This window comes from Alkalihalophilus lindianensis, from assembly GCF_032843265.1.
In the GTDB taxonomy this organism is placed as follows: domain Bacteria; phylum Bacillota; class Bacilli; order Bacillales; family Bacillaceae_D; genus Alkalihalophilus; species Alkalihalophilus lindianensis.
In genome coordinates this window covers 1-267 of the sequence record NZ_JAWJBA010000419.1, presented here as the reverse complement: position 1 = coordinate 267, position 267 = coordinate 1, and the positions used below count along the sequence as shown (strand labels likewise).

Annotated in this window: 1 protein-coding gene; it reads left to right on the top strand. The window is 38.6% G+C overall.

Going from position 1 to position 267, the window contains the following annotated elements:
• Window positions 1-267: hypothetical protein (locus RYX56_RS22850; protein ID WP_317124188.1), on the top strand; the 267-nt coding region annotated here is incomplete at both ends.

Sequence of the window (267 nt, the reverse complement as noted above, 5' to 3'; positions counted from 1 at the left end):
GGAGTTTAACACCATAGTAGACCCCTATATATGGAGAGTGGACCCGGATGATCCGGCGAGCTTTTATGTCATTTGGAACGTTGTTCCAGATAATAACCTGGCAACTATTGATTTGAATTTATTTAACGAAAGAAGTTTTCGTTCAAATCATGACGGAGGCTATAAATACATTCCAAGATTTCAGTTTAAACATATGATCGAGTTGGATCTGGCCAATTCTTCATATGGTGTAGAAGCGTTTCCTGATGAATGGACTACCTTTCTAGA